Origin of the sequence: Acinetobacter tjernbergiae DSM 14971 = CIP 107465, from assembly GCF_000374425.1 — a bacterium.
GTDB lineage: Bacteria > Pseudomonadota > Gammaproteobacteria > Pseudomonadales > Moraxellaceae > Acinetobacter > Acinetobacter tjernbergiae.
On sequence record NZ_KB894378.1, the window covers coordinates 1 to 22749 of the forward strand.

The window sequence follows — 22749 nt, forward strand, 5'->3', positions numbered from 1 at the left end:
AAATAAACTTCGAGAAATTTTTACCATTCAATCAATGAAATATTTTCGATCGATCAATCAGTAAAAATCCACACAAGTTGTTCTTCTATTCTCTTAATGATCTTCTCGATGATTCGTCATCATCAAGCTAGGTCGGCTATGTTACTCTAATTTCAACTAAAGTCAACAGGTAATTTAGATATTTTCAAAACCTACCAATCTTTCCAAGAATCCAACCTTTAAGCCAAATCCTTGTTTCTCAACAAGTTTTTATCTGCATCACCGCCGATGGATGTGCATTCTACAGCATTTCACTCCCAACGCAACACCTTTTAAAAATTAAATGAATCGGTTGTTTTATTTTTAAACCACAATATACTCAAATTACTGATTTATATCGTTTAAATTTATTTAATTACCTTAATAGACAGCTTTAATAATGTAAGCAACTGTAATTTAATAACTTAATTTAAAATATGGATACAATTCCATCTAATTTTAGATGATCATATAAATTAAAGCAGAAATATTTTATTCATATTTCTGCTTTGCTTTTTATTTTTTAGTCTTTATCTGAACACTCATAATTTTAATTGGTTGCTTAGGGACATTTTGATGCATTCCATAGTTACCTGTAGGAACACTAACAATTTTATCAATAATATCCATTCCCTTCGTTACTTTACCAAATACGGCATAACCAGCATCCATTTGTGAACGATTTAGGAAAGTGTTGTCAGCAACGTTAATAAAAAATTGACTCGTAGCAGAGTTAGGATCACTAGTACGTGCCATTGCTAAAGTACCACGTGTATTTTTCAAACCATTATTTGCTTCATTACTAATAGGTGCTTTAGTTGTTTTCTCAATCATATTTACATCTAAACCACCACCTTGAACCATAAAGCCTGGAATAACACGATGAAAGATCGTACCTGCATAGAAGTTACTTTTTACATAGCTTTCAAAGTTCTTTACAGATATAGGGGCTTTATCATCATAAAGCTCTATCTCAATATTCCCCATACTGGTTTTCATATCAACCATCGTATTTGCAAATAAATGGCTGCTAGCTAGTAATAGGCTCGTTGTAATCAACAACTTTTTCATGATTGCTTTTCTCTAATTTAGATGAGTGGTCAGTTGTAAGTCATAATATTAAGTTTACAAATTGGTTTTTGCTATTTCTTATTTGTTATCTGAAATGAAAAACCTATGTTCCACGTGAAACATAGGTTTAATTAAATTAATGATGCTTATCCCAAAATTTTCTAAAGTTCTTTGCAATCTCAATGGTATTCCGTTTAGCCTTGCTAGAAATAGGCGTTAAATTAATAAAGCCATGTGTTTGATCTGGATAATCTACATAATCAACCTTAACACCACTCTGTCTTAACTTATGACTATAGATCTTTCCTTCATCATGTAACAAGTCATGACCCGCTGTAACCACGAAAGCTGGCGCTAACTTTTTAAGCCCGCCAAAAGTTGGAGAAATTAAAGGATCATCTAAAGCAACTTGGTGTTGTTCTGAGTAGTATTTGGTTACGTAACCCACATCATTACTTGTCAAAACTAAACCTTGACCATAAGCATAGAAAGAAGGGTGCCTACTTTTAAAATCTACTACAGGATAAAAGAGTAATTGTGCTTGCGGCGCATATGATTTTCCAATGGCATGTTGTGCAACCACCGTACTAATATTTCCACCGGCACTATCCCCTGCAACTGCGATACGATTTTTATAGATCTTCAGTTGACGACGATTTTGATAAACCCATGCTAAAGCATCTTCACAAGATTTAATTAGGAGTTGTGGTGATGCTTCAGGCGCAAGTGGATAATCAATACTCAACACTTGTACTTTTGCATATTTGGCAATCAAACGGCATGCCTCATCATGTGTATCCAAGCCACCAACGACGAAACCACCGCCATGATAAAACACGATCATTGGTAGTTTTTTATTGGGTGTTGGATGATAGTGTCTTGCAAAAACGGTTCCACTTTGAAGCGGTAACCGAATATCTTCAACGAATTCAAGTGAAGTTGACTTATGCAAAATTGCCAACATCTGTGCATCAAATTGGCGTCTCGATTCAATTGGGTCATCACCAATAAAACCAGCACGTCCTTGTTTAATCTGAACTGCCATTAGACATTTAGTAAAAGCATCTAGATCGGGATATTGATATGGATAGCCTAAAAGCTTAGCAAGGGATTCTTGTATAATTTTGGGCAGCTTATCGAGTGCTCGTGCAGCAGGCCCCTGCCCCTTGTCTAAAATTATCTGAATTTTTTGAGGTAATGCCGACACGTTCTTCCCCTTTTTCGCTCTGTCCATAGTTCTTGTTCCAATCGACTATATGCCTTTATAAAGTCGTAGAGCAAGATAAAGAATTCAAAATTATGCTGTAACCTAAAGGGCTTGCTTTAAAAAGTCATTAACCATTCTGCTAATCACTACTTGCTTTTTATGCCAATAGAGACGTTTTGATAAATATAGAACATACTCTCTAAAAGACTTTATATGTCTCCATTTGGCTATATTTAGAAAAAATATTCGCATCTAATTACAATTAACCAAGAACATCTAAGCTTATCCAATAGTACTCCTTAGCACCACGGCCTCGCTCTACATAACATGCTAGGGAGATAAACCAACACGATATTTATCATTTAGCTATAACTAAAAATAGTAATGAAACCCCAAAAAGTGTGAGCTTTATAAATTACTCAATATCTTTTGTTGTTGGCCCAATCACCTTTCTAGTTTTGCTTATACTTATACCCCCAGCTTATATGCGTTATTTTTCCTAGCAACTCTCAGGAATCATCAGCTGAATAAAAGTTAAAAGACTAGAAGCAAATAATTGATCCTAGTCTTTATGTGTATACATGGTAATTAGCGCGTCATATATAGCAGTATATGTATCGATTGATGTATTAGCATCGGCATAACAATCTAGCGCCTATAAATTCCAATTTAAATTATTGCGCAGAAGCATCTGTGTTAACTGATCCTGAAGCATCAGCAGAAGCACCGCCAGGTTGAACATCGACTGATGAACCTGCTTGTACACCAACGCCGCCTTGTACACCTGTTGGGCTTGCACTTGTTTGAGCAGAGCCCGAAGCATCTAAACCACCTTGGGCCGAGCAACCCACTGCTGTCAATGTAACACCAGTGATAACCATAGAGATCAATGCTAACTTTTTCATTGTTTATTTCCTTCCATTATGACAAAAAGCAAAGTTGTCTTTGCGTTGCCTATGATTCACAATTTTTTTCTTGGACGTGATGTGGATTAGTTGCAGTTTGTTATATAAGCTGCATTGTTTTGAAATTTTTCTTAAATCAACAATACTGATGTTTCACATATTTTTAAACTAGAAAAAAATCGCTAAGCTGTTCTCATTTAAGTGATTTCATTTTTAATTTTTCTTATAAAAAAGCTTTATCTTATTTTTTTATAATTCATAGGAACGCCGTACAATCTGCTTAAAAGATTACAATTGCGTAATTTTGATTAAAAATAAATGTAGCAGTCATAAAAAACCGTGATTTCTCATCACGGTTCTTCAACTTATTTAGCTTGGTTTAAGGCCATTGCATCTCACCTTTAACGACTTTAGCGCCTAACTCTAAACTGCCAGATTCAGCTAAATCTGGATATTGTTTTTGCATCATTTTGATTAAATCAGCTGAGCTTTTTGTTGCCTTCGCAACTTTTTCATACTGCTTTAAATAGTCAATTGAAAAATTAACGGCATTCAATCCTTCTGCTGCCCCTTCTTGCATATGTGCAGGCACAACAACTTGAGGATTTAATGCTTTAATATTCTCTAATGCTTGTATCACTTCATTGCGATCTTTTGTCGTAGGTGTATCCGCCATCCATAAATGTATACCTGATGAAACTGGAATACCACCAACGACCGCTTTGGTACTCGGAATCCATAAATAAGTCAGTTCTTTCTTACCTTTGATTTCGATATTTTCATTTTCTAATTTTAGAGTTTTAGCTGTGTATGCTTGCGGAACAATAATCTTGCTCGGTGCATTGGCGCCCATTTTCGGTCCCCAATACGCGACTTTCAACGCTTGCGTATCTTGAATATGTTTCACCGTCTCTGGTGTCGCAATGATTTGCACATTTGGAAAATATTGTTTAAAGACATCCAAACCAAAATAAAAGTCAGGATCACCATAGCTGACAAAAATAGTTTTCAAGGTTTTCCCACGATCTAAAATATCTGCGGCAATACGCAAAGCTTCTGATTTAGAGAATTGGGCATTGACTAATAAGACTTCTTTATCCCCTTCAATTAAGGTAGAAGTCACACCAAAGTGTTCAGGTTTTGCTAAAAAATTTTGGATTTTTAAATCTTGTGCAGAAGCGACTGATGTTGCTGCTAAAGTAGTTAAGGCAATCGCATAAAGTTTGATATTCATCTTATCGTCTCCAATCTGATAAGAGCTACTTTACGTTGCAATTATTGCTGAATAAACACACTAAATTAAGATAAAATGTTGCATATATTGCAACAATGATAATAAATATGGATACCTTAAAAGCCATCCAAGTCTTTGTTTGTATTGCCCAACAAGGCAATCTTAGCAAAGCCGCTGAACATCTCGATTATTCGAAAGCCATGGTCTCTCGTTACTTAGAACATCTCGAGCAAACCTTTTCGACGCGTCTGTTTCAACGCAATACGCGTAAAGTTTCACTGACCCCAGCAGGCGAAAAAGCATTGTTGTATTGCGAAAATATTTTACAACAGCAACAACTATTAGAAGGTTTAGCCGCGCCAGAACAGCACAGCGGTACGATTCGCTTTACCTGTGGCTTGTTTTTATTTCAGTTGGGTGTCAATGAATGTATAAAACAATTTAAGCAACGTTACCCACAGATTCATTTTGATGTGTATTTAACTGAAAATACCGTCGATCTCATGGATGCTCAGGTTGATCTAGCATTACGTATTACCCAAAAAGTCGCGGATGGTTTAATTGCACGCCCCGTCTGCCAAATCGAATCGGTCTTTTGTGCGCACCCACATTATTTACAAGACCACATTCCCCTGTTACACCCAAGCCAACTATTGCAACATGAGTGCATTGCACATCACACACATAACCAATATTGGACCTTCTTTGATACAGATCAGCAACCCCAGAACTACCCTTTAAATGTTAGCTTTAAAAGTAATGATGTGATTGCGCTTTACCAAATGTGTCTCAAAGCTGAGGGTATTGCAATGTTGCCAACGTTACTGGTGCGCAAGGATATTGCTCATCAGCGTTTACAACAGGTATTTTCAGCGTTTTCTGCACCTGATCTAACCTTGTCATTAGTCTATGCTTCAAGGCAGCATTTACCCAAAATGACTCAAGAATTTATTGCTTTCGTGATCGAAAACTTAGGTTTTCACTTAAATCAGCAAAATTAAAAGATTTAAATCAGCCTGAATGCTTGAATTTTGTCGCGTTGCCCATATTTCATCCCTATCTATGAATGACCAAGATGTGGCAGTTCGGGTTTGACCCTATGAGCATTCACGCTAAAAGGACTGTACATGTTTAAGAACTTTTTTCAACGGAGATCATCAATGGCTAATGAGCACAATGAGCAAGCTCAAGACATTCAAAATGAGCAACAGACTGAACAAACTCAAGCTGAAAGTGTAGAGCAAGCAAACGAGCTTAGCGTTGAAGATTTACAAGCGCAAATCACCAAACTTGAAGAAAGTTTGAAATTAGAAAAAGCTCGTACAGCCAATGCAGTTTATGAAGCACAGAAAAGCGTAGAACGCATCCAACGTGAATCTGAAAAGCACAAAGAAACCGTGCTAGAGAAATTTGCAAAAGAACTTTTGGATTCTGTCGACAACCTTGAACGTGCGATTCAAGCTGCGGGTGAAGAAGAGACACCTGTACTTGAAGGTGTAAAACTGACGTTGAAATCACTGTTAACTGCACTTGAGAAATTTGGCGTGGTTGAAGCAGATACCCAAAATGGTTTCAATGCCGATTTACACCAAGCGGTGGGCATTGATCCAAATGCTACTGCCAATCAAATTGGCACTGTTTTACAGAAAGGCTATACCTTAAATGGTCGCCTACTCCGCCCAGCAATGGTTTTGGTCGGTCAATAAAATCTAGTTTTTTGAGAGTTTTTTGATTTTTTTTCATAAATATGCTTGAAAAAAACCGATTCACTCTCATATCGAATAACAAGCAAATCCCCTTTTTAAGTCTCCTTGACCAAAGAGGAAATTAGGGGATTCACAAAATTTTAGAGGAACATCCCAAATGGCAAAAATTATTGGTATTGACTTAGGTACTACCAACTCATGTGTTGCTGTACTTGAAGGCGATAAAGTAAAAGTAATCGAAAACGCAGAAGGCGCACGTACAACTCCATCAATCATTGCATACAAAGATGGTGAAATCCTAGTTGGTCAAAGTGCGAAGCGTCAGGCTGTCACTAACCCAAAAAATACATTGTTCGCGATCAAACGTTTAATTGGTCGTCGTTATGAAGATCAAGCGGTACAAAAAGATATCGGTCTTGTACCTTACAAAATCATCAAAGCAGACAATGGTGATGCTTGGGTTGAAGTAAACGATAAAAAATTAGCACCACAACAGATCTCTGCTGAAATCTTGAAAAAGATGAAGAAAACTGCAGAAGACTACTTAGGTGAAACCGTTACTGAAGCCGTGATTACGGTTCCTGCTTACTTTAACGATGCGCAACGTCAAGCGACTAAAGATGCAGGTAAAATTGCAGGTCTTGATGTTAAACGTATCATTAACGAACCAACGGCTGCGGCACTTGCGTTCGGTATGGACAAAAAAGAAGGCGATCGCAAAATCGCGGTTTACGACTTAGGTGGTGGTACATTTGACGTATCAATCATTGAAATCGCAGACCTTGATGGCGACCAACAAATCGAAGTGTTATCGACTAACGGTGATACTTTCCTTGGTGGTGAAGACTTTGATAACGCGATCATTGAATTCTTAGTTGAAGAATTCAAGAAAGAGCAAAGTGTAAACTTGAAAAATGATCCACTTGCGTTACAACGTTTGAAAGAAGCTGCTGAGAAAGCAAAAATCGAGCTTTCTTCATCAAATGCAACTGAAATCAACTTGCCATACATCACTGCGGATGCGACAGGCCCTAAACATTTAGTTTTGAATGTAACACGTGCAAAACTTGAAGGTTTGGTTGCTGATTTAGTTGCTCGTACGATTGAGCCTTGCCGTATTGCGCTTAAAGATGCGGGTCTTTCGACATCTGACATCTCTGACGTGATCTTGGTTGGTGGTCAATCTCGTATGCCACTTGTACAACAAAAAGTACAAGAATTCTTTGGTAAAGAGCCACGTAAAGATGTAAACCCTGATGAAGCAGTTGCAATTGGTGCTGCGATTCAAGGTGCGGTATTGTCTGGTGACAAAACTGACGTACTTCTTCTTGACGTTACTCCGCTTACACTTGGTATCGAAACCATGGGTGGCGTATTAACAGCGATTATTGAGAAAAACACCACGATTCCTGCGAAGAAATCTCAAGTGTTCTCTACTGCTGCTGACAACCAACCTGCTGTCGACATTTCAGTTTACCAAGGTGAACGTAAAATGGCTCAGCAAAATAAATTGTTGGGTAACTTCCAATTAGGCGATATTCCACCTGCTCCACGTGGCGTACCGCAAATTGAAGTATCGTTCGACATCAACGCTGACGGTATCTTAAAAGTATCGGCTAAAGATAAGAGCACGGGTAAAGAGCAATCAATCCAGATTAAAGCAAACTCAGGTTTGTCTGATGCTGAAATCGAAGCAATGATCAAAGATGCTGAAGCGAATGCTGAAGAAGACCGTAAATTTGAAGAGTTAGCGAAAGCGCGTAACGAAGCGGATGCTTTAGTATCTAGCTCTAACAAAGCAGTGAAAGATCTTGGTGACAAAGTCACTGAAGATGAAAAAACTGCGATCGCGACTGCGGTTTCTGAGCTTGAAGCAGCAACCAAAGAAAATGATGTTGAAGAGATCAAAGCGAAAACTGAAGCTTTACAAAACATCTTGATGCCAATCACGCAACGTGCTTATGAACAAGCACAAGGTGCTGGTGGCGCAGAAGGTTTTGATCCAAATGCATTCCAAGGTGGTGATGCAGGTCAACAACAAAAAGCGGACGATGGCGTTGTAGATGCTGAGTTCACAGAAGTAAAAGATGACAAGAAATAATTTGTCTCTTTAAAAAAACCGCGCGCAGGCGCGGTTTTTTTGCATTTAAAATGACCTATCAGCTACACCGCTTAGCCATAAATATTATTAAAGGAATTAGAATAAATTATGAATACAGAATTTAATCAAGATGCTATGTTAGAACTATATGAAACAGCAGCAGATAAAATAATTGCAAAAATGCGTAATGTTACAGAGTTTCCAGAACGCTATAAAAGAAGTTGGATTTGGGAGCTTGTTCAAAATGCAAAAGATAATGTTGCCAGTGAATTTTACAATCAAAAAGTATCCATCAAAATAGAAATCACTCCAACAACTTTTCAATTTTCACATAATTATGGGTATTTTACACACAAAAATGTTGAAGGAATTATAAGACAGGTAAATAAAAAAGATGCTAAGAATAATGGTAATGATGAAATTGTGAATAAATCTGTAATCATCGGTAAATTTGGAACAGGTTTTATGACAACACACCTATTATCTAGTAAAATAGATGTCAAGGCTCTTTATAAAAATAATAGTTTTAGGAAATTTATAGAATTTCCAATAGATCGTACAAATCTTGATAAAGATTACCTTATTAAAAGTATAGATGACTCTTTTTCCATTGCACAAAAAAATATAGAAAGTGCTACTTCTCATTCAAAAGAAGAAATAAATTTTTCTGATTATAATTCTACTTTTTCTTATCCACTGGATGAAAATAAAAAAGAAATTTTAAATACAGGTATTGCAGATTTATTTCATTCATTACCTTATACTTTAGTTTTTGTAGATGGAATTGAAAAAGTCGAAATAAACAATAATGGAATCAAAACTTCATTTATAAGAGTTGATCAAGAACCTTTATCAGAAAAGATAAATTTAGTTCATATAGTTAAAAATGTAGAAAATGAAAGTGAAAATTTAATATTTGCATCTTTAACTAAACCTATAGTATGTAAAAAAACAAATACTGAAGCAGAGATAAGAATTACGATACCTTTACAATATAATAATGATGTTTATAGTTTAAATTCTGTACAAGAAGATACACCTTATATTTTTATAGATTTCCCATTAATTGGAACAGAAAATTTCAATTTTCCTATGAGAATTAGCTGTCCGTTATTTGAACCAACAGAACCAAGAGATGGTATTTTATTAGGAGAAACTGAATATGGTCTTACTAACAAAAAAATATTTGAAATTAGTTTAGATTTAATTACTGATTTCATAGATTTTGCTATTTCTAATAAATGGGATAATCTTTACAATTTAGCAAAAACGAGTCTTCCCAAAATAGAACAAGCCTTATCAAAAGATTGGTTTAAAACAAAAATTCAGAATCCTCTGCGCTCCCATTTGCTTAAATCAGAAATTGTACAAACTGAAACCAACCGAATTTTACTTGAGAATGCTTTATTTCCTTATGCAACTGAAAATAAAAAAATTGAAAAAGTTTGGCACTTAGCTAAAACTCTACATCAGGATAAATTACCTAAATTTGAGCATATCCATGAGTGGCACAAAATTATTGATAGCACTTGGAATACGGATTTAAGATATAACCTCGAAAAACTGGTTAAAGAAATAGCAGACTATGAAAGTCTTTCCAAACTAATGCAGGGAATTACTTTAGACAAACAAAAAACTTTAGCGTGGTTAAATAGTGTAATTGAGTTTGTTATTAGTGAAAATGAGAAACTACTTTCGGATTATGGAATCTTACCTAATCAAAATGGTGATTTTAGAAAAAAATCAGAAATATATTTTGATAAAGATATTCCTAATCAATTAAAGGAAATTTTAGATGGATTTAAACTAGGTGATAATCGTTTTTATTGGTCTTTTACAAATATACTTTTAGATAAAAGCATAAAAGGTTTTGAAGAATATCCAGCTAAAACAACTAAACATATTTCTGATCAATTTGATAAGTTGATCAACACGATTATAAGCAGTGGTCAAGCTCATAAATTAAAACGAATATTTTTTAAATTAGTTTCCTTTAGTTCAGATGCACAGAAAAATGACAGAGAACAACTTAGAAGTTTTTCTCATATCATTTTTAATGGAGAGGTAAAGGACGAAATAGAAATATTACCTAATTTAGATGATTTTAATTTCACTCTTGCTAATGAATATATTTTAAAATTAATTGCTGAGGAATTACAAGAATTTCAGACTATTGAAAAGTTACATGAACAAAATTTTGATGGAAAAGATGAAAAGCAAGTTATTGCATGGCTTGATGATTTCATATCATTTGTAGTTCATTTTGAGCATGGTAAGCATGAGAAACTTCTTAATAAATTTGCATTTATTCCAAACCAAAATAATGGTTTTTGTAAACGTAAAGCATTAAAAAGAGATGATAATATTCCAGATGATTTAAAAGAAATTGCTAATACCACACACATTAATAAAGATTGGAATGATTGGCTTTTACATAAAGGGCTCAAGAAGGTAGATGAAAATTTATTTGATCAAAATACCACACAAAGTTTAAAGCATATTGCAGATGAGATAGATAGTTATTTAAGAAATTATAAAGGGGAGAAACAAGAATCAAGTTTTTCAGAACTTGTTTTCTTGCTAGAGCAATCTGAAACTGTAAAAAACGATAAGGAAAAGAAATTTTTTCCTAATTTCTTAAATAATAGAGATGCACTTATTGTCGGTACAGTAGATAAAGGAGAGAACTTAAAAAATATTGCAACACTAGTATCAAAACACTCTGATAAATTATCTACTTTGATACAAATTGTTGAAAGTGATATTACTTTAGAACAATTAGAAAAATTTCAAGATACTATAAAATTGGTTGGTGCTGAAAATATCACAAATTTAGTTGCACAAAAAAATAAGAAGCAAATGGAAGATAGATTTCTTACTGAATTAGGTAATCTTGCTGAACGCATATTTAAAATTGAATTTGAAAAAGAAGGTTTTAGTGTAGAAAAAATTAATAACGGCTATGGCTCAGATTTTAAAATCAGAAGAGGTAACTTTGATTGTCTAGTTGAGATTAAGTCACTTGTTGATAGAGGAAATAACAAAAAAATTGTAAGAATGACACGTCGTCAAGCAGAGGAAGCTACTTCATCTTCATCAAAGAAATATGTACTTTGTATTTTTCCTAAGGCATCAGTTATACCAACAGAAAATGATTTTCGAACAAAAGTGAAATTTGTTACAAATATTTCTGAGAAATTAAAAGATAGTGTAATTCAAGCACAAGAATTTGAGAGACAACGAGAAATTTCGGAAAATCAAGAAATTGGATTAGCATTTGAACAATGGAAATATAAATATGCTATTTCTGAAAGTGTATGGGAAAAAACTGGTATAGATCTAGAAAATTTTATACAGATGACAAAAAATAATTTGTCTCTTTAAAAAAGACCGCGCGCAGGCGCGGTTTTTTATGTTTTAAAGTTCTGTATTTTGATCAAAATACAGTTCGCTTAAAATTGGCATAAACAAAGGTATAACGCCGCAAGCTTTAATTTCTTCTAAAAACTCAGCAATATTCACCCCAGGCAACAACTGAGGAACTGCATCAATCGGTGTCACCATGCTATCCCAATGACATGGAATAATGTATTTCGGTTTCAGTAGTCGAACCACATCTTTGACATAGTTTGGACGATATTTCCGTCCAATCGCACAAAGACAGACAATATCTGCCTGCCTACCCTGCAACTCTTGTTCAATAAAATCGGCTGAATCAATGTGTACAACACTAAGCTGCCCCGTATTAATCCACCAATTAAAAACTTGCCCATGTCGTAGATGATGGAATTTCGGTGGAAACGGTGGTGGTGTGGTCATATCCCCTGGTAAAGGCACACGACCAAACAATGCTTTACCATGAATGGATGGCAGACCAACCACTTGCCATTTTCCACATTGAATCGCTTCCCGCCCCGTTGTCTCAAGCATTTGTTGCTCAGATAAACCTGCTGATCGTCCATACATTAAAGTCGCTTGAGACCCAATTAACCTTGCTCCTGTTTGTTTACAAAGCTCTGGTGCATCCAGAATATGGTCATAATGTGCATGCCCAATCAATACATCATCAGCGTATGGAATATATTGTTGAACTAATACTGGATCGCTCAATAACGGTTGGCTAAAGGTTTGCCAAAGATTAGGACGGCTAATAAAAGGGTCAAGTACAACTGTACGATGCTGATCAGAAAGAATAAATCCCGCTGTCCCCAAATATTTAATTTTTAAATTTTCAGCTTTTGCCTGAGCTGGAGAAGTGGCAGCCCATGTTGAATCAGGTGCTTTCAGTAAATATTTCAGCATGCATATTCCTTTGCATTTTATGTATTGATTGGTATTTGATCAAAGTCCCGTCAATATGGCAGCTGTAGACATGAATAACAAGTAATAGCCGAAATTCGAGCGCATTCAATTGTAATCAATCAAGTAATATCAATTTGATACAGCTAAAATATTGTATGTATAATCTAAAGCATTAAAACATCACACTATTTATAAAAATGAAAACTGACCCCATTATCACCAAAACCAAATTTAGATTAATGCTTATTTCTTCCCTATTCTGCATCTTTATTAGCACAATCTTTGAGGCATATGATGAAACGACTATCTCGATAAATGAGGCTTTATCAACAGATCCGCAAAACTGGGAGTTAGCCATTACCTGTATCCTATCTACATTGATCTTAGGAATTTTGGTTGTACCCAGCCTATACCAGCCTTTATTTCAAGAAAAAAATAAATGAAACAAATAATTTTTATTGTTATCGCAGTTTTCATCCTATGGTCGGGTTATCAAACTCACCAACACCCTCAACTCAAATTTAACTCATTGGCTGACCGTATGAGCAGCCCACTAGATACACGACTGCATTATCGAATTGCTGAAGTCGACTCTCGTTTTAAACTAAGTATTGAACAGGTCAAAGTAATAACTCAGCAGGCAACTCAAATTTGGAAAGATGGTACTGGGCAAGATTATTTTGTCTATGATCCAAATGCCAAACTTGCAATTCACCTGATTTATGACGAACGCCAATTTGAAAGCGAACAACGTCGAGAACATTTAAATCAACTCGAATCGAATCAGCAGGTTTGGCTCGATAAAAAAGAACAATTAGATCAAATTGAACGAGAAGTGGTTCAAAATAAACAGTTTTTAGATTTCAAACAACAGCTGTTGAATCAACAAATTCAGCAATACAATCAAGAACAACTCTCTACTCAACAAAATCAATCTGCTTTTGAAAATCCTGAATACGCTCAACAACGACAACAGGAACTACAGCGAAAAATTGAATTAATTCAACAAGAAATAAATACACATAATCAAAAAATCAATCAATTAAACCAGCAAGTTGATGAACTTAATTCACTTAATCAACAACTAGATTCCTCCGTCAAACAATACAAACAACGCTTTCAACCCCATTTATTCCATAAAGGTTTATTCAATGGTAAACAGATATTAATTTATGAGTTTGAATCTGAAGATGATCTAAAATTAACGCTGGCACATGAATTAGGCCATGCTTTGGGTCTACAACATGCAAATGACCCACAGGCGTTGATGTATCCAATGATGCAGGATCAAGACATGGCTCATTTCCGTCTGACTCAAGCAGACCGTAATTTGTTGTTAGCGAGATAAGTTCAACAAGGCTGATGATCTCATCAAAGCAGAAAAAGGTTAAAATTCCAGTGGACTTTAAATGTCACAAACAAACAATTTTTCACTAAAAAGTAAAATAATTCCCATTTTTTCGTAATCTTTACAAAAGTTAACAATTGGATAGTTTTCTCACTTCCTTTTAAGCGGCTTTTATCTTTTTAAATTTAATACTTTGATATTCTTTGGTTTAAGAATAAAAAATAAACAAATATGCCCCTTTTTCATTCTGTAAATCATTCGATTCATTTTTTTATTTATTAGAAAAAAATCACACTTTTTACTTATATTTATTAAATATGTAGCGTTTTGACGAACCCAAAAGATTGCTTAAAAATAAGCTTTATTCAGGGGGAGATTACTCATGCGCTACCATCATTTTGCTTTTTTTGCTGCATGTATATGTATAGGAATATCTAACCTCAGTTATGCGCAAAATAACTCAACAAATACTGACACGCATACACATGAACTGGTGAAAGCTCCTCTACATTATCGTATCGCTGATATTGACCCCCGATTTAACTTAAGCACACAACAAGTACTCGAGTTAACCCAACAAGCAGCTCAGATTTGGGAAAAAGAAACAGGTCAACAACATTTTATTTATGACCCTCAAGCAGAGTTTGCGATTAATCTCGTTTTTGATGAACGCCAACAACGCAGTACTGAACGTGTTCAAAACCTAGATCAACTCAAGCAACAACAAGGGCAATGGGAACAACAAAATAAACAGTTACAACAGTTCAAAGATGAGGTTCAAAAAACTACCCTTTTGATTGCCAGCAAACAATCTCAACTGGCAGCACAATTTCAACAGTATAATATTGATGTACAACATTTTAATCAAATGCGCTCTTCTTCTAAAGAGTTAGCAGACCAATTGACCCAACGTCAAAAAGTATTGCAGCTTCAATCTGCTACGTTGCAGCAAGAAGTTCAACAACATAACCAGAAAACTCAACAGCTGAATCACGATATCAAAATACTGAACCAAACTAATAAACAATTGGTTGCCTCAGCCAATCAATTTAACCAGACCTTTGAACCACGCTTGTTTCATAAAGGACATTTTAATGGTAAACAGATTTATGTTTACGAGTTTTCATCTAAGAATGATCTACGTTTAACACTTGCACATGAATTTGGACATGCGCTAGGGCTAGAACATACCAATGATCCAACATCACTGATGTATCCAATTATTCATCAGAAAAATATTCAGCGATTCACACTTACCCAAGCAGACCGAGATCTTGTTCAAGCTGCCATTCCAACTCAACTTCTAAGTAGTTTAAATACGTCTATTTCTGACAAAAACTAACCATTTGGTATATTTAATTGCACTCGATCAAAATTATTTGTGTGAAATAGAACGTATTATAATGTGTTCTATTTCATCTTATTTTATTTTACTTTCTGAACGACTGATTAAAATTAAACCACTGTAATCTTACTTCTTCTATATAATTTCATAGAAAAAGTAAGCTTTTAAAGTTTACTCATCTCATTAAGTTTGGATGTCATTTCTTTTAAAACATGAAATAAAAGTATAAAAAACCCAATTTATAGCCGTTTGACTAAAAGACAAATTTGATTAAAATGCGACCTTTTTCAATCTTTATCTTTTGTTATGCACTCGGTTTCTCTTGTTTTAGCTACATGCTTTTTCATGATGGTTTCAACAACCAGCTTTGCTCAGATTTCAGCAACTTCAGACAAAACCCACATCACATACAGTACAACTGATCCCCTACACTATCGTATTGCAAGCCTAGACCCTCGCTTAAATATAACGACACAACAAATGATTGAGCTCAGTAAGCAAGCGGCTGCGATCTGGGAGAAAGATACAGATCAAAAGTATTTTGTTTACGATCCTAAAGCGGATCTAGTCATTCATTTAGTGTTTGATCAACGTCAGGTTCGAAGTATGAAACGCTCAGAAAATTTATATCTATTAGAACAAAAACAACAAATTTGGTTAAATCAAAATCAACAACTTCAAAACCTAAAAGATAATTTAGTACAATCAGCAACGCAACTCGAATTTCAAAAAATTGAGTACCAAAGTAATACTGCGAATTACCAGAAAACGTTGCAAAAACTAGAAAATTCACGCTTGCACAAAAGTCTAATCATGACTCTTCAACAGCAACAACAACTGTTAAAACAACAATCTGCTGACTTACAGAATCAGATTGAACAGCATAATTTGTTGGTTCAACAACTGAACAATGAAGTGGAAAAATCCAAACTGCTCCACCAACAGTTAAATGAATCTGTTGCAACATTTAATCAGACATTTAAACCTCAGGTTGTACATAAAGGTCAATTTGATGGAAAACAGATTTTTATTTATGAATTCTCATCACTAGATGATTTACGTCTCACCTTAGCGCATGAATTCGGTCATGCATTAGGTCTAAAGCATACTAAAGATCCGAAATCTCTGATGTATCCACGAATTAAAGAACAAGATGCCAAAAATTTTCAACTCACAGATGTCGATCTAGAACTACTCGGTTTTTCTCGTTAAGTGCCAATTAGGAGAATATAATAACGGTATAAGATGATGTTTTTAAAAGATAACAAGAATGAGCAATTCTTTTGATTTATTCATGCTATTGTTGTGTCAAAACATCATCTTAGTCTTAATGGAGATCAGCATGAGCTATTATCATATCTTAATTGAAGTGAGTGACCACATCAGTACGATTGAACAGACTCGTGATATTGAAATTTTGGATATTCAGGACCTTAGCCCATATCTTCATTCAATTTTGATCCCCTATTTCAATGAGCATGAATTAGAGCTTGAAGATGAAAATCTTGCGTATAATGAAGTGTTGCATCTCGAAATCAAACAAACGCTCTTGCCAATTGAACACTTGATTGAAGAAGAACAAAAACAATTACCAAGTGATACCGATGTCACCATTACTGCTTATGAGATTTTTAATGACCGTGATCTCAGCCAAGATGTCACTGCTGTAATTTTTGATATTTTAGAAGCTATAAAGCTAGATGCTGCTCCCTAAATCAAAAAGGTCTGCTCATACGCAGACCTTTTGACTTGCTTCAATAGATTTTTATTGCATCATTTGTTTTGCTTGCTCTTGTCTAAATGCACGTAAAATCTGCTGTCCAGCGCGACCTGTTGGATTCAAACCTAAACGACTTTGCTCTTGACGAATGGCTTGACGACTTTTATCCCCAATCAATCCATCTACAGCACCAATATCATAACCACGCTTAACCAAAAACTGCTGAATTTCACGACGCTCTGCACGAGAAGTGCCCGCATCATCGGTTGGCCATGGTGTTAAAAATGATGCCCCGCCCTTCAAGCGATCGGATAAATGGGCAATGGCTAAACCATAACTTTCAGCGGCGTTATAACTATAAATTGCATCAAAATTTTTAAAGACCAAAAATACTGGGCCATTTGCTCCTGCTGGTGAAATCAGCCCCGCTGGCGTACTACCCGATAAATTACCTTGAATTAAAGCTGTACCATCAGCACGTATCACCCCTTGCTCAATCCAACTATTTAGAGATTTTTTATTACGACGGCTTTCACCCGCAATCGACACACCTTGTGGAATTTTGACTTCAAAGCCCCATGGCAATCCTGTTTGCCAACCTGCTTGCTTTAAAAAGTTTGCAGTTGAAGCCAAAGCATCTGCTGTACTTGAAACTAAATCACGGCGACCATCACCATCAAAGTCTACCGCCAAACGTTCATAAGTCGATGGCATAAACTGGGTATGCCCAAATGCACCTGCCCAAGAACCATAAAGTTGATCTTGAGTTAAATCACCGCGCTGTAAAATACGCATCGCGGCAAAAAACTCACCACGGAAATAACTCTGACGGCGTCCCTCACAACTTAATGTACCTAAGGCTTGTAATAAAGGATATTTACCTGAAATATCTCCATAATTACTTTCTACCCCCCAAACGGCCACCACAGTTTCCGCAGGTACGCCATAAGCTTGCTCGACTCGATTCAAGACAGCACGATGTTGAGCAAGTTTTTGTTTGCCCGCTTGGACACGCTCATCATCAACCAAACCAGATAAATAATCCCAAATTGCAGTTGAAAACTCAGGTTGATAATTTAATTTATCAATCACTGAATAATCTGGGTTTAGGTTTTGGGTATAGCGATCATAACTCGAAGCTGAAACACCTGAAGCAATTGCTTGCGAGCGTAAATTTGCTAAACAACCTTGAAAATCTGAATTTGAAGTATATGCACTCGGACTTGGAACAGTCGTTGCAGAAGGAGAAAATGCTGCACCATTAATCACAAGTTCAGCATGTGCCTGACTGAAAAACGTAAAAAAGGCAGTGCCTAGAAAAAAAGAAAAATAATGTTTCATGACTTAACCAAAATATTTGAATTCAAATTTCCATATCACCTTAACACGCTGCCTGAGTATGTATCGTTTGGAAACGTAACTTTGAATTCATTTCTTGTTTTTAAATTTAAAACGTTATGTTTAAATTCAAAGTGAGCACATATTTTTAAATTTAAAAGTTATCAACACCACAATTTAAATTCAAAACAAGTACCAACCATTGTCTGTATTTTAAATTCAAAAGATAACTTCATACCGATCATATTTTTTGAATTCAAAAACCCCCATTCTATTTAAATTCATTTCAACCGACTAAAACAGCTTGAACACACCTCTTATTCCTTACATTTCATAAAATTAAGATCAAAAAATAGATATCCACAATTTCAAAATTTAAATTCAAAACACAGCAAGACCTTTCGTTTTAAATTTAAAAACTTCATATTTTTTGAATTTAAACCACACCATCCAATAACCAACCATAATTTAAATTTTACAAGCTGTTTTAAATTCAAAAGTCCATTTCAAAGTTATCCACAGAAAACCAAGAATGGCAACGTGCATTTTTTGAATTTAAAACTTTAAATTTAAAAAATGCACGCAATAAAAAAAGCGATCCGAAGATCGCTTTTAGATAATGTGGATAAGTTTAGAGATTCATATCATCTGTTAGTGCTAATGGCACAGGCAAAATCTTTGCCAATTGACGACATAACATGGTCAATTCATCACTATTGTTCGGCATCAAAGTAATATGACCAAGCTTACGACCTGCACGCTCAGACTTATTATAAAGATGTAAATGCGCACCTTTCAGTGCCAAAACATCTTCTGATTTCGGGTGTTGACCAATAATATTAATCATCACTGTTGGACGCACAACATCGGTTGCTCCAAGCGGCAAGCCTGCAACCGCACGAATATGGTTTTCAAATTGCGAGCAAATTGCACCTTCAATTGACCAATGACCTGAGTTATGGACACGACATGCCATTTCATTGGCATATAAGCCTTGCTCAGTCACGAACAGTTCAAGTGTCAATACACCCACATAATTGAGATGATTCAACAAACGAGTAATATAATCTTGTGCAACTGGCTGTAAATCTGTGCTATTTGGTGCAGGAACAATCGAGTGTGACAAGATACCATTGTGATGGTGGTTTTCTGCCAAAGCCCAAGTTTTCACATCACCATTTTGTCCACGTACTGCAATAATCGACACTTCACGGCTGAATTTCACAAAACTTTCAGCAATCAAGCTTTTTGCAGGCCCTAATTCAGCCCAAGCCGTATCAATTTGATCCTCTGAACGTAACACAAACTGACCTTTACCATCGTAGCCACCTGTTACGGTTTTTAAAACGATAGGTAATCCAAGCTCAGCCACGGCTTGCTTTAAGCTCTCTAAGCTATCCACAGCACGATAGGGTGCAACTGGGATAGCCAATTGATCAAATAAAGCTTTTTCAGCCAAGCGGTTTTGGGCGGTTGCTAAAGCAAGGCGAGGAGGGTGTAGTGTTTTGGTTTGGGTCAACACATCTACGTCGGCAACAGGTGTATTTTCAAATTCAAGGCTAAATACATCGGCACTTGCGATGAAATCTTGTAAGCCTTGTTCATTTTTACTGGAAAATACAGAACCTAAAATTGCCGCAGGACAATTTGTTTCTGCTTCAAAAAAAGTACATTGAAGATTGAGTGGTAAAGCTGCTTGCGCCATCATGCGTCCAAGCTGTCCGCCACCAAAAATACCGATGGTTTTATTCATGATTGGCCTCGTTACACTTGACCAGGAATATTATTGCTCGATACTTTTTCCGTTTGTGTGCTACGGAAATCAGCCACATTTTTAGCAATATCTGGACGTGTTAAACCAAGAATTTGCGCCGCAAGAATTGCCGCATTGGTTGCACCAGCCTGCCCAATTGCCAAAGTACCTACCGCAATACCCGCTGGCATTTGTACAATCGAAAGTAATGAATCCACGCCATTTAAAATTGAAGATTTAACAGGCACACCAAGTACAGGTAAATCAGTTTTAGCAGCACACATCCCAGGTAAATGTGCCGCACCACCCGCACCTGCAATAATCACCTGAATACCACGATCGCGTGCTGTTTCAGCGTATTCAAACAAACGATCTGGCGTACGGTGCGCAGAAACCACTTCAGCTTCAAAAGGCACACCCAATTGTTTGAGCATGTTAGCGGTATGTTCAAGGGTTGCCCAATCTGATTGAGAACCCATGATAATTCCGACTAAAGGTTGGCTATCTGTTGCGACCGCATTCATTGGCTTTTCCAAAACATGATAAAAATAGAGAAGTATCTCGACTTACGCCAAGTACAAAGGAAGAAATTGGCAAATATTATAGCGTTTTTTTCAAGCATCCCCAACTAAAGAACATTTTTACTGATTCCCCAAAATTAGCTTTGATGACGAAAAACAAAATAGACACAGCCCATTAAACAGAACATCGCCCAGACATAATCCAACTTGAATGGTTGTTTAAACAGAAAAATCATAAAGGGCACAAACACAATCAGCGTAACGACTTCTTGGGTGATTTTCATTTCTCCCAAGCTCCAACCCTGTTGATTTAATAGTTTAGTTGCAGGAATCATAAAACTATATTCCAGTAGGGCAATCAACCAACTAAACAAAATCGCTTGCCAAAGCGGTGCATCATGTAAAATTTTCAGATGCCCATACCATGCCAAAGTCATAAAACAGTTAGAAATGATTAATAAACATAATGCTAAAAGTGTAGGGCTCAATCGGATGTCCTTTTATAAAAATAAGGGCTGAATCATTTGCATTTGAATACATCAGAATAACGTTAAAATCACTCAATTTTAAGTTAATAACAACAACGAATTTTGACTATCTTTTCAATGTCAGCCTTGCTATCGTTGCGATTGATTTTTATTGATAACGACAATCATACACACGAGATCAGTGCTGTATGCAAAGCAGTGGAGAAGGCGCATTATGCATCTGCATATTTTGGGTATTTGTGGCACATTTATGGGGTCTTTGGCTCTATTAGCACGAGATTTAGGACATAAAGTCACAGGCTCAGATGCCAATGTTTATCCACCGATGTCAACTCAACTAGAAAATGCGGGTATCGGGTTAATGCAAGGCTATGATCGTAGCCATTTACAACCACATCCCGATCTTGTCATCGTCGGCAATGCCATGAAACGTGGTATTGATGCCATCGAATACATGCTCAACGAAGGACTCCCTTATATTTCAGGTCCACAATTTCTAGCTGATCATGTACTACAAGGCAAACATGTACTCGGTGTCGCAGGTACACATGGTAAAACCACAACAACAACCATGTTGGCTTGGGTATTGGATCAAGCAGGTTTAAATCCGGGTTTCTTGATCGGCGGCGTACCGCTAGGTTTTAGTGAAAGCGCACGTTTAGGTGCTGGAAAATATTTCTGTGTAGAAGCCGATGAATATGATTCTGCCTTCTTCGATAAGCGTTCTAAGTTCGTTCACTATCATCCAAAAACTGCAATTTTAAATAATCTTGAATTTGATCATGCCGACATTTTTGATGACCTCGCTGCAATTCAAAAACAGTTCCATCATTTAGTGCGTACCATTCCAAGTGAAGGTCGTATTATTGCGCCAATTACTGAAACCAATATTGATGAAGTACTAGAACAGGGCTGCTGGACGCCTGTGATTCGTACCAGTCTTGAGCCAAATGACCAAGCTGCTTTATCTGCGGCGCTGATCAGTGCCGATGGCAGTCATTTTAACGTGCTTGAACACGGTCAAGTGATCGGTACAGTCAAATGGAATATGACAGGGCAACATAGCGTTGCCAATGCTTTGGCGACGATTGCTGCGGCGCAACATGTGGGTGTAACGATTGAACAAGCCTGTGAAGCTTTATCCAACTTCGGTGGTGTTAAACGCCGTATGGAGCTACTCGGTACGGTTCGTGGCATCGAAGTCTATGATGACTTTGCCCATCACCCAACGGCGATTGAAACTACACTCGACGGCGCACGTAAGCGCTTAGGTGAACGTAAGTTATGGGCAATCATCGAACCACGTTCGAATACCATGCGTATGGGCAGCCATAAAGATGGTTTGGCGCACTCTGCGCGTTTGGCTGATGAAGTGATTTGGTATCAACCAGAAGGTTTGGATTGGGATTTACAACCTGTGATCTCAGCATCAGCAAACAAAGCTGAAGTCAGCCGTTCATTAGATGACATCATTGCCCGTGTGGTGAATGAAGCAGGTGAGGGCGATGCTGTGGTCATCATGTCGAATGGTGGTTTTGGTGGTTTACACCAAAAGTTGATTAGAGCTTTGTCTTAGTAAATACAGGTATTTCACGGCCTCATTTATTAGGAAAAAACCTATATCCTTTGTATAGGCATATCTCACTTTTCAGGGATGAAAAGTAAGCAAAAATCCTTTGTTTGGCAGAGGGT

19 protein-coding genes are annotated in these 22749 nt (G+C 36.4%); 10 read left to right on the plus strand and 9 right to left on the minus strand.

The genetic code is table 11. The features are described from left to right. Positions 1–534: 534 nt before the first annotated feature. From C502_RS0116160 to C502_RS0116175, 4 genes are all read right to left on the minus strand, one after another. Positions 535–1089 (minus strand): peptidylprolyl isomerase, encoded by a 555-nt coding sequence (locus C502_RS0116160; protein ID WP_018679827.1) that lies wholly within the window; start codon positions 1087–1089, stop codon positions 535–537. Between the two features lie 136 nt (positions 1090–1225). Beyond that, positions 1226–2296 (minus strand): alpha/beta hydrolase, encoded by a 1071-nt coding sequence (locus C502_RS0116165; RefSeq protein WP_018679828.1) that lies wholly within the window; start codon positions 2294–2296, stop codon positions 1226–1228. A gap of 674 nt (positions 2297–2970) precedes the next feature. Beyond that, the gene (locus tag C502_RS0116170) at positions 2971–3201 is read right to left on the minus strand and encodes a hypothetical protein (RefSeq protein ID WP_018679829.1); all 231 of its coding nucleotides are present in this window, start codon (positions 3199–3201) and stop codon (positions 2971–2973) included. Between the two features lie 379 nt (positions 3202–3580). Further along, positions 3581–4435 carry an MBL fold metallo-hydrolase gene (locus C502_RS0116175; protein WP_018679830.1) on the minus strand — a complete coding sequence of 285 codons (855 nt, stop codon included), beginning with the start codon at positions 4433–4435 and terminating at the stop codon, positions 3581–3583. 107 nt (positions 4436–4542) lie between these two features. On the opposite strand from C502_RS0116175, the gene C502_RS0116180 reads away from it, so the two are divergent. From C502_RS0116180 to C502_RS0116195, 4 genes are all read left to right on the plus strand, one after another. Beyond that, a complete protein-coding gene (locus C502_RS0116180) occupies positions 4543–5436 on the plus strand; it encodes a LysR family transcriptional regulator (RefSeq protein WP_018679831.1) in 894 nt (297 codons plus the stop codon). A 159-nt stretch (positions 5437–5595) separates the two neighbouring features. Continuing rightward, positions 5596–6141, plus strand: a complete 546-nt coding sequence (gene grpE / locus C502_RS0116185) for a nucleotide exchange factor GrpE (RefSeq protein ID WP_018679832.1) — start codon at positions 5596–5598, stop codon at positions 6139–6141. 157 nt (positions 6142–6298) lie between these two features. Further along, positions 6299–8242: a molecular chaperone DnaK gene (gene dnaK, locus C502_RS0116190; protein ID WP_018679833.1), complete on the plus strand. Its 1944-nt coding sequence runs from the start codon at positions 6299–6301 to the stop codon at positions 8240–8242. A 108-nt stretch (positions 8243–8350) separates the two neighbouring features. Further along, complete coding sequence (locus tag C502_RS0116195; protein ID WP_018679834.1) at positions 8351–11626, plus strand: sacsin N-terminal ATP-binding-like domain-containing protein; 3276 nt, start codon at positions 8351–8353, stop codon at positions 11624–11626. A gap of 33 nt (positions 11627–11659) precedes the next feature. Here the strand turns inward: C502_RS0116195 and C502_RS0116200 are convergent, their stop codons facing one another. Further along, the gene (locus C502_RS0116200) at positions 11660–12544 is read right to left on the minus strand and encodes an MBL fold metallo-hydrolase (RefSeq protein ID WP_018679835.1); all 885 of its coding nucleotides are present in this window, start codon (positions 12542–12544) and stop codon (positions 11660–11662) included. A 197-nt stretch (positions 12545–12741) separates the two neighbouring features. On the opposite strand from C502_RS0116200, the gene C502_RS19595 reads away from it, so the two are divergent. From C502_RS19595 to C502_RS0116225, 5 genes are all read left to right on the plus strand, one after another. Next, positions 12742–12987 (plus strand): hypothetical protein, encoded by a 246-nt coding sequence (locus C502_RS19595; protein ID WP_081401108.1) that lies wholly within the window; start codon positions 12742–12744, stop codon positions 12985–12987. Further along, a complete protein-coding gene (locus tag C502_RS0116210) occupies positions 12984–13892 on the plus strand; it encodes a matrixin family metalloprotease (RefSeq protein WP_018679837.1) in 909 nt (302 codons plus the stop codon). The genes C502_RS19595 and C502_RS0116210 overlap by 4 nt, the downstream gene beginning before the upstream one ends. A 382-nt stretch (positions 13893–14274) precedes the next feature. Further along, positions 14275–15234 carry a matrixin family metalloprotease gene (locus C502_RS0116215; RefSeq protein ID WP_018679838.1) on the plus strand — a complete coding sequence of 320 codons (960 nt, stop codon included), beginning with the start codon at positions 14275–14277 and terminating at the stop codon, positions 15232–15234. 309 nt (positions 15235–15543) lie between these two features. Beyond that, positions 15544–16449 (plus strand): matrixin family metalloprotease, encoded by a 906-nt coding sequence (locus C502_RS0116220; protein WP_026315828.1) that lies wholly within the window; start codon positions 15544–15546, stop codon positions 16447–16449. Between the two features lie 118 nt (positions 16450–16567). After that, on the plus strand, positions 16568–16951 hold the full coding sequence (locus C502_RS0116225) for a hypothetical protein (protein WP_154650428.1): 384 nt from the start codon (positions 16568–16570) through the stop codon (positions 16949–16951). A 51-nt stretch (positions 16952–17002) separates the two neighbouring features. Here C502_RS0116225 and C502_RS0116230 read toward each other — a convergent pair whose 3' ends face one another. From C502_RS0116230 to C502_RS0116250, 4 genes are all read right to left on the minus strand, one after another. After that, positions 17003–18298: a lytic murein transglycosylase gene (locus C502_RS0116230; protein WP_018679841.1), complete on the minus strand. Its 1296-nt coding sequence runs from the start codon at positions 18296–18298 to the stop codon at positions 17003–17005. 628 nt (positions 18299–18926) lie between these two features. Beyond that, positions 18927–20048 carry a 5-(carboxyamino)imidazole ribonucleotide synthase gene (locus tag C502_RS0116240; protein ID WP_018679842.1) on the minus strand — a complete coding sequence of 374 codons (1122 nt, stop codon included), beginning with the start codon at positions 20046–20048 and terminating at the stop codon, positions 18927–18929. Between the two features lie 11 nt (positions 20049–20059). After that, on the minus strand, positions 20060–20572 hold the full coding sequence (gene purE, locus C502_RS0116245) for a 5-(carboxyamino)imidazole ribonucleotide mutase (RefSeq protein WP_018679843.1): 513 nt from the start codon (positions 20570–20572) through the stop codon (positions 20060–20062). Between the two features lie 134 nt (positions 20573–20706). Next, positions 20707–21006 (minus strand): DMT family protein, encoded by a 300-nt coding sequence (locus tag C502_RS0116250; RefSeq protein WP_018679844.1) that lies wholly within the window; start codon positions 21004–21006, stop codon positions 20707–20709. 265 nt (positions 21007–21271) lie between these two features. On the opposite strand from C502_RS0116250, the gene mpl reads away from it, so the two are divergent. Further along, entirely contained in the window at positions 21272–22633 is a 1362-nt protein-coding gene (gene mpl, locus C502_RS0116255) for a UDP-N-acetylmuramate:L-alanyl-gamma-D-glutamyl-meso-diaminopimelate ligase (RefSeq protein WP_018679845.1), read from the plus strand. Positions 22634–22749: the final 116 nt, after the last annotated feature.

Bases quoted from the DNA above. Each gene is read 5' to 3' on its own strand.
- C502_RS0116160 (WP_018679827.1), bottom strand. From the start codon at position 1,089: ATGAAAAAGTTGTTGATTACAACGAGCCTATTACTAGCTAGCAGCCAT.
- C502_RS0116170 (WP_018679829.1), bottom strand. From the start codon at position 3,201: ATGAAAAAGTTAGCATTGATCTCTATGGTTATCACTGGTGTTACATTG.
- C502_RS0116175 (WP_018679830.1), bottom strand. From the start codon at position 4,435: ATGAATATCAAACTTTATGCGATTGCCTTAACTACTTTAGCAGCAACA.
- C502_RS0116180 (WP_018679831.1), top strand. From the start codon at position 4,543: ATGGATACCTTAAAAGCCATCCAAGTCTTTGTTTGTATTGCCCAACAA.
- grpE (WP_018679832.1), top strand. From the start codon at position 5,596: ATGGCTAATGAGCACAATGAGCAAGCTCAAGACATTCAAAATGAGCAA.
- dnaK (WP_018679833.1), top strand. From the start codon at position 6,299: ATGGCAAAAATTATTGGTATTGACTTAGGTACTACCAACTCATGTGTT.
- C502_RS0116195 (WP_018679834.1), top strand. From the start codon at position 8,351: ATGAATACAGAATTTAATCAAGATGCTATGTTAGAACTATATGAAACA.
- C502_RS0116200 (WP_018679835.1), bottom strand. From the start codon at position 12,544: ATGCTGAAATATTTACTGAAAGCACCTGATTCAACATGGGCTGCCACT.
- C502_RS19595 (WP_081401108.1), top strand. From the start codon at position 12,742: ATGAAAACTGACCCCATTATCACCAAAACCAAATTTAGATTAATGCTT.
- C502_RS0116210 (WP_018679837.1), top strand. From the start codon at position 12,984: ATGAAACAAATAATTTTTATTGTTATCGCAGTTTTCATCCTATGGTCG.
- C502_RS0116215 (WP_018679838.1), top strand. From the start codon at position 14,275: ATGCGCTACCATCATTTTGCTTTTTTTGCTGCATGTATATGTATAGGA.
- C502_RS0116220 (WP_026315828.1), top strand. From the start codon at position 15,544: ATGCACTCGGTTTCTCTTGTTTTAGCTACATGCTTTTTCATGATGGTT.
- C502_RS0116225 (WP_154650428.1), top strand. From the start codon at position 16,568: ATGGAGATCAGCATGAGCTATTATCATATCTTAATTGAAGTGAGTGAC.
- C502_RS0116230 (WP_018679841.1), bottom strand. From the start codon at position 18,298: ATGAAACATTATTTTTCTTTTTTTCTAGGCACTGCCTTTTTTACGTTT.
- C502_RS0116240 (WP_018679842.1), bottom strand. From the start codon at position 20,048: ATGAATAAAACCATCGGTATTTTTGGTGGCGGACAGCTTGGACGCATG.
- purE (WP_018679843.1), bottom strand. From the start codon at position 20,572: ATGAATGCGGTCGCAACAGATAGCCAACCTTTAGTCGGAATTATCATG.
- C502_RS0116250 (WP_018679844.1), bottom strand. From the start codon at position 21,006: ATGACTTTGGCATGGTATGGGCATCTGAAAATTTTACATGATGCACCG.
- mpl (WP_018679845.1), top strand. From the start codon at position 21,272: ATGCATCTGCATATTTTGGGTATTTGTGGCACATTTATGGGGTCTTTG.